The 12,783-nt window shown below is 68.9% G+C and carries 13 protein-coding genes; 7 read left to right on the forward strand and 6 right to left on the reverse strand.

Annotation, left to right across the window (positions count from 1 at the left end; all coding sequences use genetic code 11):
- Window positions 1–30 precede the first annotated feature (30 nt).
- Window positions 31–1,245, reverse strand: a complete 1,215-nt coding sequence (locus ACFVXC_RS09460; protein WP_389903294.1) for an NADP-dependent malic enzyme — start codon at window positions 1,243–1,245, stop codon at window positions 31–33.
- A gap of 583 nt (window positions 1,246–1,828) precedes the next feature.
- On the opposite strand from ACFVXC_RS09460, the gene ACFVXC_RS09465 reads away from it, so the two are divergent.
- The 3 genes from ACFVXC_RS09465 to ACFVXC_RS09475 are packed head-to-tail and all read left to right on the forward strand — an operon-like array spanning window position 1,829 to window position 4,520.
- A complete protein-coding gene (locus ACFVXC_RS09465; RefSeq protein ID WP_389903296.1) occupies window positions 1,829–2,791 on the forward strand; it encodes an ABC transporter substrate-binding protein in 963 nt (320 codons plus the stop codon).
- Window positions 2,792–2,820: 29 nt separating this feature from the next.
- Window positions 2,821–3,759: an amino acid ABC transporter permease gene (locus tag ACFVXC_RS09470; RefSeq protein ID WP_389903299.1), complete on the forward strand. Its 939-nt coding sequence runs from the start codon at window positions 2,821–2,823 to the stop codon at window positions 3,757–3,759.
- On the forward strand, window positions 3,759–4,520 hold the full coding sequence (locus ACFVXC_RS09475) for an amino acid ABC transporter ATP-binding protein (RefSeq protein WP_389903301.1): 762 nt from the start codon (window positions 3,759–3,761) through the stop codon (window positions 4,518–4,520). The genes ACFVXC_RS09470 and ACFVXC_RS09475 overlap by 1 nt, the downstream gene beginning before the upstream one ends.
- 127 nt (window positions 4,521–4,647) lie before the next feature.
- Here the strand turns inward: ACFVXC_RS09475 and ACFVXC_RS09480 are convergent, their stop codons facing one another.
- The gene (locus ACFVXC_RS09480) at window positions 4,648–5,409 is read right to left on the reverse strand and encodes a class I SAM-dependent methyltransferase (protein ID WP_389903303.1); all 762 of its coding nucleotides are present in this window, start codon (window positions 5,407–5,409) and stop codon (window positions 4,648–4,650) included.
- Between the two features lie 104 nt (window positions 5,410–5,513).
- On the opposite strand from ACFVXC_RS09480, the gene ACFVXC_RS09485 reads away from it, so the two are divergent.
- Window positions 5,514–6,143, forward strand: coding sequence for a CGNR zinc finger domain-containing protein (locus tag ACFVXC_RS09485; protein WP_389903306.1), 630 nt, complete (start codon window positions 5,514–5,516; stop codon window positions 6,141–6,143).
- Here ACFVXC_RS09485 and sodX read toward each other — a convergent pair.
- Complete coding sequence (sodX, locus tag ACFVXC_RS09490) at window positions 6,047–6,487, reverse strand: nickel-type superoxide dismutase maturation protease (RefSeq protein ID WP_389904387.1); 441 nt, start codon at window positions 6,485–6,487, stop codon at window positions 6,047–6,049. The genes ACFVXC_RS09485 and sodX overlap by 97 nt on opposite strands.
- 145 nt (window positions 6,488–6,632) lie before the next feature.
- On the opposite strand from sodX, the gene sodN reads away from it, so the two are divergent.
- Together sodN and ACFVXC_RS09500 are read left to right on the forward strand one after the other, a co-directional pair.
- Entirely contained in the window at window positions 6,633–7,028 is a 396-nt protein-coding gene (sodN, locus tag ACFVXC_RS09495) for a superoxide dismutase, Ni (RefSeq protein ID WP_383284241.1), read from the forward strand.
- A gap of 356 nt (window positions 7,029–7,384) precedes the next feature.
- Window positions 7,385–9,421 (forward strand): GTP-binding protein, encoded by a 2,037-nt coding sequence (locus ACFVXC_RS09500; protein ID WP_389903309.1) that lies wholly within the window; start codon window positions 7,385–7,387, stop codon window positions 9,419–9,421.
- A 22-nt stretch (window positions 9,422–9,443) separates the two neighbouring features.
- Here the strand turns inward: ACFVXC_RS09500 and ACFVXC_RS09505 are convergent, their stop codons facing one another.
- Window positions 9,444–10,361 carry a sigma-70 family RNA polymerase sigma factor gene (locus ACFVXC_RS09505; RefSeq protein WP_389903311.1) on the reverse strand — a complete coding sequence of 306 codons (918 nt, stop codon included), beginning with the start codon at window positions 10,359–10,361 and terminating at the stop codon, window positions 9,444–9,446.
- A gap of 144 nt (window positions 10,362–10,505) precedes the next feature.
- Here ACFVXC_RS09505 and ACFVXC_RS09510 point away from each other — a divergent pair, with 144 nt between their 5' ends.
- Entirely contained in the window at window positions 10,506–10,883 is a 378-nt protein-coding gene (locus tag ACFVXC_RS09510) for a pyridoxamine 5'-phosphate oxidase family protein (protein WP_389903313.1), read from the forward strand.
- A gap of 19 nt (window positions 10,884–10,902) precedes the next feature.
- Here the strand turns inward: ACFVXC_RS09510 and ACFVXC_RS09515 are convergent, their stop codons facing one another.
- Together ACFVXC_RS09515 and ACFVXC_RS09520 are read right to left on the reverse strand one after the other, a co-directional pair.
- Window positions 10,903–12,174: an HAD-IA family hydrolase gene (locus ACFVXC_RS09515; protein WP_389903315.1), complete on the reverse strand. Its 1,272-nt coding sequence runs from the start codon at window positions 12,172–12,174 to the stop codon at window positions 10,903–10,905.
- On the reverse strand, window positions 12,171–12,695 hold the full coding sequence (locus ACFVXC_RS09520) for a hypothetical protein (protein ID WP_389903316.1): 525 nt from the start codon (window positions 12,693–12,695) through the stop codon (window positions 12,171–12,173). Before ACFVXC_RS09520 ends, ACFVXC_RS09515 begins: the two co-directional genes overlap by 4 nt.
- Window positions 12,696–12,783: the final 88 nt, after the last annotated feature.

Here is a 12,783-nt window from a genome sequence, read left to right on the forward strand (position 1 = left end):
CTGCGAGCCGGACATCCAGCGAACCGGAGATCAGCGCCGAGCCACGCCCTCCGCGCGGGCGGCAGCAGCCACCGCCGCGGTGACCGCCGGTGCCACCCTCTCGTCGAACGGCGAGGGAATCACGTAATCGGCGGACAGTTCCTCGCCCACCACACCGGCCAGCGCCTCGGCCGCGGCGATCTTCATCGTCTCGGTGATGCGCGAGGCCCGCACCTGCAGCGCCCCCGCGAAGATGCCGGGGAAGGCGAGCACGTTGTTGATCTGGTTCGGGTAGTCCGAACGCCCCGTCGCGACGACCGCCGCGTACTTGTGGGCGATGTCCGGGTGCACCTCGGGGTTCGGGTTGGCCATGGCGAACACGAACGAGTTCGGCGCCATGGAGGCGACCGCGGGCTCGGGGACGGTGCCGCCCGAGACGCCGATGAACACATCCGCGCCAGAGAGCGCGCTCTCGAGCGAACCGCTGAGACCGGCCTTGTTGGTGATCTCCGCGAGCTCCCGCTTGACCGGGGTGAGGTCGTCCCGGTCCCGGCTCACGACGCCCTTGCGGTCCGTGACCGCCACATCGCCGAGGCCCGCCTCCAGCAGGAACTTGGCGATGGCGACACCGGCCGCGCCCGCGCCGGAGATCACGGCGCGCAGCTCGCCGAGCGTGCGCCCGGTCAGCCGCGCCGCGTTCCGCAGCGCGGCGAGCGTCACGACCGCCGTGCCGTGCTGGTCGTCGTGGAAGACGGGAATGTCGAGCCGCTCCTGGAGCTTGCGCTCGATCTCGAAGCAGCGCGGGGCCGAGATGTCCTCGAGGTTCACGCCGCCGAAGGACGGCGCGAGCCGCACGACGGTCTCGACGATCTCGTCCGCGTCCGTCGTCGCGAGCGCGATCGGAACCGCGTCCACGCCGCCGAACTGCTTGAACAGGATGGCCTTGCCCTCCATCACGGGGAGGGAGGCCTCGGGACCGATGTCACCGAGACCGAGCACGGCCGTGCCGTCGGTGACCACGGCCACGACGTTCGACTTCCATGTGTAGTCGTTCACCAGCTCCGGCTGCTCGGCGATCGCGGTGCACACTTTCGCGACGCCGGGCGTGTACGCCAGGGACAGGTCGTCCTTGTCCCGCACCGGCACAGTGGCCTCGATGGCCATCTTGCCGCCACGGTGCAGCGCGAACGCCGGATCGAAGGGCTCTTCAGCGCCTTCGTGACCCGTATTGCTGTCGCTGCGAGGATTGACGATCTCCGCTGCCACTTGTCTTACCCCTTAAGTCTTAAATCATCAGTTGAGGGTGTCCACTCCTGGTTGAGAAGTGGGCGGGCACCGCGCCTGTGCCCCGCCTGTCGGCGGAGGGAGGTACAGACACGCGAGCGCGCCGCACACGCGCTCTGGGCCCCGGATGAGGGGTGTAACGCACCTTTCTACCTGACGGTGCCGGGGACGGGCGAGTGGGATTGGTTACCTGAGGTGCCCCCGGTCCTTGTAGTGGTTCCACAAGAACGGAGCGGTCGTCCCAGAAGAACGGACGACGGCGTCGCAAGAACGAACGACGGCCCCATGCCCGGAATTTCCGAAGAGCGCACGCCTCCGGTCCACATCGCGAGATTGACCCGGGATTCACGGAAGATCTCAAATAGCGGTACTTCGTTCCCCGCCGGTACGGCCCGGTTGTCCCGACCTGTCTGGGTTCCGTGATGACCCGTTATCCGATTTTGACATCTCCGGCACCCAGAATCGGACGGACCAAATGGCAAGATGCCGTCATCACACGAGGTCGCGACACCCGAAGGTGTGTGCACGACCGCTCGGCAACTCCCTCATCCGCCGGAGGACCCTCATGACCGCACGCTTCATCTGTCGTACCACCGCAGGTAAGTCCGCGAAGTCCCGGACGGCCACGGTCGGCGCGATCGCGGTCGCCGGCGCGCTGCTGCTGTCCGGTTGCGGTGACCAGACCAAGAGCAAGGACGAAGGCGGCGAGAAGGTGAGCAACGCACCGCTCGCCGACAAGCTGCCCAAGGACATCCGGGACGCCGGTGTCATCAAGGTCGGTTCCGACATCGCCTACCCGCCCGTCGAGTTCAAGGACAAGTCCGGCAAGACGGTCGGCATCGACCCCGACCTCGGCGAAGCGCTCGGCAAGCAGCTCGGCGTGGAGTTCCAGTTCGACAACGGCACCTTCGACACCCTCCTCGGCGGCCTGCGCTCCAAGCGCTACGACCTGGCGATGTCGGCCATGACCGACACCAAGAACCGCCAGGAAGGCGTCGACGAGGAGACCGGCAAGAAGATCGGCACCGGCGTCGACTTCGTCGACTACTTCACGGCGGGCGTCTCGATCTACACCAAGAAGGGCGACGACCAGGGCATCAAGACCTGGGCGGACCTCTGCGGCAAGAAGATCGTCGTCCAGCGCGGCACCGTCTCGCACGACCTGGCCAAGGCCGAGTCGAAGAAGTGCAAGAGCGGCAAGAAGATCGCCATCGAGTCCTTCGACAACGACCAGCAGGCCCAGACCCGACTGCGCTCCGGCGGCGCGGACGCGGGCTCGTCGGACTTCCCGGTCGCGGCGTACGCGGTGAAGACCTCCGGCGGCGGCAAGGACTTCGAGCTGGTCGGTGAGCAGGTCGAGGCCGCTCCGTACGGCATCGCGGTCTCCAAGAAGAACTCCGAGCTGCGTGACGCGATCAAGGCCGCGCTCGACGCGATCATCAAGAACGGCGAGTACGACAAGATCATCTCGAAGTGGGGCGTCGAGGACGGCTCGGTCAAGGCAGCCAAGGTCAACGGCGGCAAGTGACCACGTCTCGTCACTGAAAGGCCACTCCTGTGACTACCGACATCTCCAATAAGGGGCCGGAGGACACTCCCCGGTCCTCCCGCCCTGAGGCCATCAAGGCCATCCCCGTCCGGCACTACGGCCGGTACGTCGCCGCGCTCGCCGCCATAGCCGCGCTCGCCGCGATCGTCTACGCGTTCTCCCAGGGCGACATCAACTGGAACGCGATTCCGGACAACTTCTTCGACGACCGCATCCTGCGGGGCGTCAGGGAGACCCTGATCCTGACCGCCCTTTCGATGCTCATCGGCGTGGTCGGCGGCGTCCTGCTCTCCGTGATGCGGATGTCGAAGAACCCGGTGACGTCGTCGATCGCCTGGTTCTACATCTGGTTCTTCCGGGGCACGCCGGTCCTGGTCCAGCTCTTCGTCTGGTTCAACCTCGGTTTCGTCTTCGACTACGTGAACCTCGGCCCCGTCTACAAGGACGAGTGGTCGGACTTCATGACGCCGTTCCTGACGGCGCTGCTCGGCCTGGGTCTCAACGAGGCCGCGTACATGGCGGAGATCTGCCGCGCCGGCCTGCTCTCGGTCGACGAGGGCCAGACCGAGGCGTCGCACGCGCTCGGCATGAGCCACGGCAAGACGCTGCGCCGGATCGTGCTTCCGCAGGCGATGCGGGTGGTCGTGCCGCCGACGGGCAACGAAGTCATCAACATGCTGAAGACGACCTCGCTGGTCGCGGCGGTCCAGTACTACGAACTCCTGCGGTACGCCCAGGACATCGGCACGTCGTCCGGCGCGACGGTGGAGACCCTGCTGCTAGCCGCGTGCTGGTACCTGATCATGACGTCGATCCTCAGCGTCGGCCAGTACTACCTGGAGCGCTACTACGCGCGCGGTTCGTCGCGCACCCTGCCCGACACTCCGTTCCAGAAGATCAAGGCCAACATGCTGTCCCTCGGCAACCGTGCGGGAGGTGTGCGCTGATGACCGCCATGGTGAAGTCCGAAGGCGTTCACAAGTCCTTCGGCAACCTCGAAGTCCTCAAGGGCATCGATCTGGAGGTCGAGTCGGGCGAGGTCTTCTGCCTCATCGGCCCGTCCGGCTCCGGCAAGTCGACGTTCCTGCGCTGCATCAACCACCTGGAGAAGATCAACGCCGGGCGGCTCTACGTCGACGGCGAGCTGGTGGGCTACCGGCAGAAGGGGGCCAAGCTCTACGAGCTCAAGGACAGCGAAGTCGCCCTCAAGCGCCGGGACATCGGCATGGTCTTCCAGCGCTTCAACCTCTTCCCGCACCTGACGGCCCTTGAGAACGTCATGGAGGCGCCGGTCCAGGTCAAGGGCGAGACGAAGGCGGCGGCGAAGGCGCGCGCCGGGCAGCTCCTGGAGCGCGTCGGCCTGGCCGACAAGGCGAAGAACTACCCGTCGCAGCTCTCGGGCGGCCAGCAGCAGCGCGTGGCCATCGCCCGCGCGCTCGCGATGGACCCGAAGCTGATGCTCTTCGACGAGCCGACGTCGGCGCTCGACCCGGAACTGGTCGGCGATGTCCTCGACGTCATGCGCGACCTCGCGGAGTCCGGCATGACGATGATCGTCGTCACGCACGAGATGGGCTTCGCGCGCGAGGTGGGCGACAGCCTGGTCTTCATGGACGAGGGCGTGGTGGTCGAGTCCGGTCACCCGCGCGAGGTCCTGACGAACCCGCAGCACGAACGGACGCAGTCGTTCCTGTCGAAGGTGCTGTAACGCGGACATGACAGAAGGGGCGGTACGGGTCCAAGACCTGTACCGCCCCTTTCGCGTCTACGCGCCACCTGAGTACGCGCTACTTGAACACGCGCAACACGCGCAACACGCGCTGCTTGAGCACGCGCTACTTGAGGCCCAGCACCATCGCGTCCGACGGCGACGACCACACCGTCCGCGCCTCACCGAAGCCCGCGTCGCGCAGCGTCCGCGCGTGCCACTCGGGCGGCGGGGTGTCGCCGTCCGCGTGCTCGCCGTAGATCTCGAAACGCTTGGCGGTGGGCCCCGCGAGGACCGGGTCCTTGGCCGCGAGCTGCCACCACTCCTTCCAGTCCAGGGCGCCGTCGGCCTTGGCCTGATCCATGCGGGCGTGCCGCTGGGTCCGGTCGGCCTCGTTCAGACGGGGTGTCGCGGGGTCGGGCATGTGGTCGGCGTTCAGGAAGACGCCACCGTCCCGTACGACTCCGGCGAGCTGGCCGTAGAGGGTGGTGAGGGGGTCGCTGTGCAGCCAGTGCAGGGCGGTGGCGGTCAGAACGGCGTCGTACGAGTCGTACGGGAGCTGCGCCGTCCACTCGGGGTCCTTGAGGTCGGCGGTGACGAACGTGACCCGGTCGTCCCCGGCGAAGGTGCCCTCGGCGATGGCGAGGAGCGCGGGGTCGAGGTCGACGCCCGTGCTGACCGCGTTCGGGAACCTCTTGAGCAGCCGGTCCGTAATACTCCCCGTACCGCACGCGAGGTCGAGGACACGCGGCTCGGGGCCGACGACGGCTTCGACCATGTCCAGCATGACGCGGAACCGCTCCTCGCGGTCGGGCAGATACCACTCCTGCTGCCGGTCCCAGCTGTCCTGCCAGGCCCGCCAGTCGGTTCCGGACACCGTTTCCGTCATCAGAAGCCCTCCAGTACGTAATACGCTCTCGTAATACCCTCGAAGTACGCGCAACTGTTACTCACGCACGTGACGAAGATAGCCCGCCCCGGTAAGGACTACAAGTGGAACTGGCCTATTACTCAGACTATGCGGTACGTCTGGTCAACAGCGAGGAGCCGGGTCGCAACAAGGACACGCTGACGTCGGTCGAGGCGGTCCGTGAGCTGTTCGGAGGCAGTTCGCAGGCGGCGCGCCGGGCCACGGACGCCGACGTCACCCGCTTCCGCTCGGTGCGGGCCCGGCTCAGGTCGGTCTTCGAGGCGGCCGACGGCGGCGACGAGACCCTGGCGGTCGATCTGCTGAACTCGCTGCTCATGGAGTTCCCGGTCAGCCCGCAGATCTCGGGGCACGGCGACCACGACGCCGAGGGGAAGCCGATGTGGCACATGCACTTGGCGGACCACCCGTCGAACGCGACGTCCGGGTACGCCGCGATCTCCGCGATGGGGCTCGCCTTCCACCTCACCGAGCACGGCGTCGACCGCCTCGGCCTGTGCGAGGCCGCGCCCTGCCGCAACGCCTATCTCGACACGTCGACAAACCGTTCCCGGCGCTACTGCTCGGACCGCTGCGCGACCCGCGCCAATGTCGCCGCCTACCGCGCCCGCAAGCGCTTGGAGACGGACCGGTCCGCCAGCACGGGCCGCGCGGCCGAGACGGCCCAGCGCAGCAGCGCGAACGGCGAGCGCTGACCGGACGTGAACTGGGGCGGGCGGTAGCGGAACCAGACCTTCCCCAGGACGAGCTCCCCGGGCACCGCGCCGTAGTCCGTGCTGTCCCCTCCCGCGTACGCGTTGTCCCCGAGCACCCACCAGCCGCCGTCGCGCCGCTCGGCGGCACGCTTGACGACCAACAGGTCCTGCTGGAACGGATGGCGGAGCACCACCACGTCACCCACTCGGACCCTTGCGCCCCACTGCACCACCAGACGGTCCCCGTGGTAAAGCGTGGGCACCATCGACGGGCCGGTCACCTCGGCCGCGCCCAACGGCAGGACGGCCCTTCTCCGTTCGCTCTCCTGCGACAGCTCCGGCATCACCGACACCTCCCCGGTCCTATCCTCCACGAGTCCCAGTCTGGCCCTGGACTTTTGACCTAAGCCCATGGGGGCACCCGCGAAAACACGTCTCTCACGGAGTAATGTCCCACCTGAGAAGACGATCACGAGGAAGGACCGCTACATGCTTTCCCGCCTGTTTGCCCCCAAGGTAACGGTCAGCGCCCACTGCGACCTGCCCTGCGGCGTGTACGACCCGGCCCAGGCCCGCATCGAGGCGGAGTCGGTCAAGGCCGTCCAGGAGAAGATGGCCGCCAACGACGACGCGCAGTTCCAGACGCGTGCCATCGGCATCAAGGAGCAGCGCGCGGAGCTCGCCAAGCACCACGTGTCCGTGCTCTGGAGCGACTACTTCAAGCCCCCGCACTTCGAGAAGTACCCGGAGCTGCACCAGCTGGTCAACGACACCCTCAAGGCCCTCTCGGCCGCCAAGGGCTCGTCCGACCCGGCCACGGGCCAGAAGGCGCTGGACCTCATCGCCCGGATCGACGAGATCTTCTGGGAGACCAAGAAGGCCTGATCGCCAGCAATGGCATCTGACCTGCTCTTTTCTCCGAAAGAACAGGTCCAGAAGACCGCACCCGGCCCGCAGGGCGCCCCACACGGCGCCCATGACGGGCCGGGTGCGGTCTTTCGTTTCCAAAGCTCGGCCGCTGGTCCTGGTGGCCCGGACGCCAGTGCCCTGACGGTGGAGGCGGCGGCCCATAAATCAGTTGCCGCCCCGCACCGCCCCTGCTGCACTTGCCGTGCACCACCACCTGCCGGGCCCTCCGCCTGCCAGCCCCCCCCCTCCACCTCCTCAAGGAGACGCAATGCGCCGTTTGTTCATGTCCAGCCAGAAGGGAATCGCCATCAACCCAGAGGACATGACACTCAGTGCATACGTCGAGCACGTCCAACTCCCTGAATTTGGGGATCCTGGCGCATGTTGACGCCGGTAAGACCAGCCTGACCGAGCGGCTTCTGCATGCCGCCGGGGTCATCGACGAGGTCGGTCGCGTCGATGCGGGAAACACCCAGACCGATTCGCTGGCCCTGGAACGGCAGCGCGGCATCACGATCAAATCCGCCGTCGTCTCCTTCGCCGTGGACGACGTCACCGTCAATCTCATCGACACCCCCGGCCACCCGGACTTCATCGCCGAGGTGGAACGGGTACTGAGCGTGCTCGACGGCGCCGTACTCGTCATTTCCGCGGTCGAGGGTGTCCAGGCGCAGACCCGCGTACTCATGAGGACGCTGCGGCGGCTCCGCATTCCCACGATCGTCTTCGTGAACAAGATCGACCGACGCGGCGCCCGTTACGAGGATCTGCTGCGCGGCATCGCGGAGCGGCTCGTCCCGGGGAGCCCGGCCATCGTGCCCATGGGGACGGTCCGCGGCCTCGGCCTGCGCGACGGGGTCTTCGTGCCTTTCGCGGCCGGCGACCCCGCCTTCACCTCCCGCCTCGTCGACGTACTCGCCGCGTACGACGACGCCCTGCTCTCCTCGTACGTCGACGACGAGGCAGGCCTCTCCTACCGGCGGCTCCGCGCCGAACTCGGCTCGCAGACCGAGCAGGCCCTGGTCCACCCGGTGTTCTTCGGTTCGGCCGCCACCGGCGCGGGCATCGGCGAACTCATGGCGGGCATCAGGGAGTTGCTGCCCTCCGAGGACGGTGGCCGACGTGCCGACGATCCCGTGTCCGGCACCGTCTTCAAGGTCGAGCGCGGTGACGCCGGGGAGAAGATCGCGTACGTACGGATGTTCTCGGGGACGGTCCGCACGCGGGACCTGCTGCCGTTCGGCGGCGGGCGCGAGGGCAAGGTCACCTCGGTCAGCGTCTTCGACCGCGGGTCCGCCGCCTCGCGCGAGGGGGTCCGTGCGGGGCAGATCGGGAAGCTGTGGGGGCTCGGCGATGTCCGGATCGGCGATGTCCTCGGCGTACCGCGCGCGGAAGGCGCAGAGGGCAGCGCGGGTCAGCGCTTCTTCTCGCCGCCCACCCTGGAGACCGTCGTCGTCCCCACCCGCCCCGGCGACAAAGGCGCGCTGCATCTCGCGCTCGCCCAGCTCGCCGAGCAGGACCCGCTGATCAATCTGCGGCAGGACGACCTCCGCCAGGAGGTGTACGTGTCGCTCTACGGCGAGGTCCAGAAGGAAGTCATCCAGGCGACTCTCCTCGATGAGTACGGGATCGACGTCGCGTTCCGCGAGACCACCACCATCTGCGTGGAGCGCGTGACGGGAAGCGGCTCCGCGTACGAGATCATCGACAAGGACGACAACCCCTTCCTTGCCACGGTCGGGCTGCGTGTCGATCCCGGTCCGCCGGATTCCGGCGTGGAGTTCCGGCTGGAGATCGAACTCGGTTCGATGCCGTACGCGTTCTTCCGTGCCGTCGAGGAGACCGTGCGTCAGACGCTGCTCCAGGGGGTCCACGGGTGGGAGGTCAGTGACTGCGTCGTCACCATGACGCACTCCGGTTACTGGCCGCGCCAGAGCCACGCGCACGGCACCTTCGACAAGAGCATGTCGAGCACGGCGGGGGACTTCCGGCAGCTGACCCCACTGGTCCTGCTGAGCGCGCTGCGCCGGGCGGGCACCGAGGTGCACGAGCCGCTGCACCGCTTCTGGCTCGGCGTCCCCGACGACGTGTTCGGGCAGCTCCTGCCCGCGCTCTCACGGCTGCGGGCGGTACCGCACACCCAGCTGGCGCGCGGCGCCTCGTACGTCGTCGAGGGCGAGATCCCCGCCGCCCGCGTGCACGAGCTCGAGCAGCTGCTGCCCTCGCTGACACGCGGCGAGGGCGAGCTGGAGTCCGCCTTCGAGCGGTACCAGCCGGTCCGGGGCGAGGCCCCGGACCGACCGCGCACCGACCGCAACCCGCTCTGCCGCAAGGAGTACCTGCGGGAGGTGGCGGGTGTCCGGCGGTGAGGTCCTCTCGACCGACGCCGTGTCAGCCGCGGATCTCGGGGAGGCCGAGGGCGCGCATGCGGGCGGGGTCCACGAGGATGTTGAGCTCTACGATCCTGCCGTTCGAGATCGTGAACTCCATGACCGAGACGACCTGGCCGTCCGGCACTCCGATCGCGCCGACACGGCCGTTGATGAACGCGAGCTCGATGGCCGGCGCCCCCTCCGAGAACATCGCGGCCTGCCCGGCCACCACCGTCGCGCCGCGCACCAGCTTCGAGAGCCCGGAGGCCAGTTCGCCGGTGTCGGCCCGCAGCACCACATCGGGGTCCAGCAGTTCGAGCAGCGCGTCGAAGTCGCCGCCCCGCGCGGCGGCGAGGAAGGCGCCGACGACTTCACGCTGACGTACGGGGTCGTTGTCGGGCCTGGGAGCCGAGCCCTGCACCCGGCGGCGGGCCCGGCTCGCCAGCTGCCGGGTCGCGGCCGGGGTGCGCTCCACGATGGGGGCGATCTCGTCGAAGGGCACGGCGAACATGTCGTGCAGCACGAAGGCGAGGCGTTCGGCGGGCGCCAGCGTTTCGAGCACGACGAGGAGCGCGAGCCCGACCGAGTCGGCGAGCAGCACCTCCTGCTCGGGGTCGACCACGTCTCCCCGGCTCACCACGGGGTCCGGCACATGCGTGTCCATCGAGAACGACAGGGAGTCCTCGCGCCGCGACTGCCTCGTACGCAGCATGTCGAGGCAGATCCGGCCGACGACGGTGGTCAGCCAGCCCCCCAGATTCGCCACCTCGGTGGTATCGGAGCGGCTCAGCCTGATCCAGGACTCCTGGACCGCGTCGTCGGACTCGCTGAGCGAGCCGAGCATGCGATAGGCGACGGACTTCAGATGCGGGCGGTACTCCTCGAAGCGGGCCGCCAGCTCATCGTGCCGGTTCGCCGGTGCTCCGTTATCGTCCATCGTCACGTTCCCCCATCGTCCATCTGTCACGTTCCCCCGTCGCGATACGTCGTTGAAGTGGCGCACAGTTCGGCGCACTTGGAGGAGAACAGTAATGAACGCGCGCTCCACACCGACCACCCGCGTCCCGGAGGCGCACAGCGCATGAGCACGGAGACGACAGGGCCCCGCACGTATCTGATCCCGCTGTCCTTCCTCTGGGACGGCGGGAGCCTGCTGGTGGCCACTCCGGACGCCAGCGTGACCGGCCGCGATCTCCGGGCGTCCGGCAAGGCCCGGGTCGGCGTCGGGCCGACCCGTGACGTCGTCCTCATCGAAGGGGCCGTACGCGCCTTGGGCGAGGGCGAGTTGACCCCCGAGGCGGGTGACGCCTCCGCCGGGAAGACGCGCTTCGGCCCACGGGGGCTCGACACCGTGTACACCTACTTCCGCATCACCCCACAGCGGCTCCAGGCCTGGCGCGAGGCCGACGAGTTGGCGGGGCGGGAGTTGATGCTCGGCGGGCGGTGGACGGTTCGGTGAGGCCGGCGGGGCTCGGGTCTCAGCCCCGGTCGAGGACCGGGGCCAGGGCCTCCCGCAGGTCGTCGGGTCCCGTGTAGTGGAGCCCGATCATGCCGAGCGCGACCGCCGCGTCCACGTTCTCCTTGCGGTCGTCCACGAACAGGCAGCGCTCGGCGGGGATCCCTGAGCGCTCCACGGCGATCTCGTAGATCCGGCGGTCCGGCTTGACGACGCCGACACCCGCGCTGCTGACCACGGTGTGCGCGAGGTCGGCGATGCCGAGCAGGGCCAGGTCTTCGTCGAGCCAGGGGGTCGCGTTCGTGACGAGCGCCACGTGCAGGTGCGCGCGTGCCTGCCGCAGGAGGCCGACCACGGTGGCGTCCGCCGAGAACTTCGCCTCGGCGAGTGCGGTGCCGAGCGCGTGCCCGCGCTCGTACGGCACGCGGTCCGCGAGGCCGCGCGCGATCGCCTCCACCCACTCCTCCTTGCCGGTACGCCCGAGCATCAGCGGCAGATCGGTCTCGGGTGCGAAGGCGATCTCGGCGGTACTGCCGTGCGGGAGACCGGCGGCTCGTTCCATCTCCTCCATCTCCGACATGTCGTAGAAGCGGATCACGCCGTCGAGGTCGGAGAGGACGGCGTCGAACGGCAGCGTCGGCAGCACCGGCGGCGTCGGCAGGACCGGCGGCGTCGGCAGGACCGGCCAGCTGAAGCGCAGCTTCTCCTTGGCGTGGGCGCCGATGCGGCCGTAGAAGCGGATCGCGCCCTCGTTCCACGCGGGCGTCTGCCACTGGACCTCGGTGAGGCCGAGGGCTCGGGCCTCCGCCGCCACCGCGTCCGTCAGGAGCGGGCCGAGGCTCAGACCCCGGTGTCCGTCGCGCAGGAAGAGACAGTCCATGTGGAGGTACTCGGCGCCGTCCCAGGTGGAGATCTCCGGCGCGCACGTGGCGTAGCCGACGACCTCGCCACCGGGCAGCTCGGCCACCAGGCAGCGCAGGCGCGGCTCCGGAACCCCGAAGAGGAGGGCGTGCAGGCGCCGGTCGAGGCCCGGGGCGGGCGGTGTGCCCTTCTCGTAAGCGGCGTGCTCGGCGACGAGTTCCACGATGCGGGGCAGGTCGGAGGGGAGGGCGTGGCGGACGCGGGGGGCTTCGCCGTTCTGTGTGGGCGATGCGCCGCTCTGTGCGCGCGGCCCGTCCTGTGCGTGTGCGCGCGGTCCGTCGCCCTGAGCTCCCGCCCCGCCGCCCTGTACGCGCGCCCCGCCGCCCTGTACGCGCGCCCCGTCGCCCTGTGCGCGCGGTCCGTCGTACGTCATCGGAGATCCCCCTCGATGACATCCTGGCCCCACGCGGTGAGCCGCTGCGCGAGCGCCCCGACCCCGTCGAGCACGCACCGCACGTACGCGTCCCGCTCATGCGTGAGCACGGCGGCCTCCCACACGCAGGGCGCGAGACCGGCCCGTCCCGGACGCAGGCCTCCGGGGTCCCCGGCCGGCCCGGTGAAGACCGCGAGGTCCGACATGTACCCCTCGATCCAGCTCTGCACGAGGACATAGTCCCCGTCGCCGCCCGCGTGCACGATCAGTACGGCGAGTCCGGCCGACCCACGGGCACGACCGAGCCCCAGCTGCGCCCCCGCGATCGCGAGCGCGGCCTCCTCGTCCCGCTCGGTCACCTTCCGCCCGGGCGCCTCGACGGCGTACGCCTTCACGAGGTGCCCGCCTGCCTCGCGGACACCCAGGGGCCGTGCGGTACGGGCGTGATGGCCGTCGGCGAGGGCCAGCAGTTGCTCGGCGTCGACGGCCGACGGAAGCGCGTCAAGCTCGGTCATGTCCATGAGCCCATGATGCAGATGTCCGCTGACGTTTGTGATGCGGGTGCGCGCTACTTGCCTGTGATGCGGGTGCGCACAACTGCTTGTTATG

It is taken from the genome of Streptomyces sp. NPDC058257 (assembly GCF_042881845.1).
In the GTDB taxonomy this organism is placed as follows: Bacteria; Actinomycetota; Actinomycetes; order Streptomycetales; family Streptomycetaceae; genus Streptomyces.

What these genes read in the sequence shown, in the direction of transcription:
- ACFVXC_RS09465 (WP_389903296.1), top strand. Translation starts at nt 1,829, where the DNA reads ATGACCGCACGCTTCATCTGTCGTACCACCGCAGGTAAGTCCGCGAAG.
- ACFVXC_RS09515 (WP_389903315.1), bottom strand. Translation starts at nt 12,174, where the DNA reads ATGACGTACGACGGACCGCGCGCACAGGGCGACGGGGCGCGCGTACAG.
- ACFVXC_RS09475 (WP_389903301.1), top strand. Translation starts at nt 3,759, where the DNA reads ATGACCGCCATGGTGAAGTCCGAAGGCGTTCACAAGTCCTTCGGCAAC.
- ACFVXC_RS09505 (WP_389903311.1), bottom strand. Translation starts at nt 10,361, where the DNA reads ATGGACGATAACGGAGCACCGGCGAACCGGCACGATGAGCTGGCGGCC.
- ACFVXC_RS09510 (WP_389903313.1), top strand. Translation starts at nt 10,506, where the DNA reads ATGAGCACGGAGACGACAGGGCCCCGCACGTATCTGATCCCGCTGTCC.
- sodN (WP_383284241.1), top strand. Translation starts at nt 6,633, where the DNA reads ATGCTTTCCCGCCTGTTTGCCCCCAAGGTAACGGTCAGCGCCCACTGC.
- ACFVXC_RS09480 (WP_389903303.1), bottom strand. Translation starts at nt 5,409, where the DNA reads ATGACGGAAACGGTGTCCGGAACCGACTGGCGGGCCTGGCAGGACAGC.
- ACFVXC_RS09520 (WP_389903316.1), bottom strand. Translation starts at nt 12,695, where the DNA reads ATGGACATGACCGAGCTTGACGCGCTTCCGTCGGCCGTCGACGCCGAG.
- sodX (WP_389904387.1), bottom strand. Translation starts at nt 6,487, where the DNA reads ATGCCGGAGCTGTCGCAGGAGAGCGAACGGAGAAGGGCCGTCCTGCCG.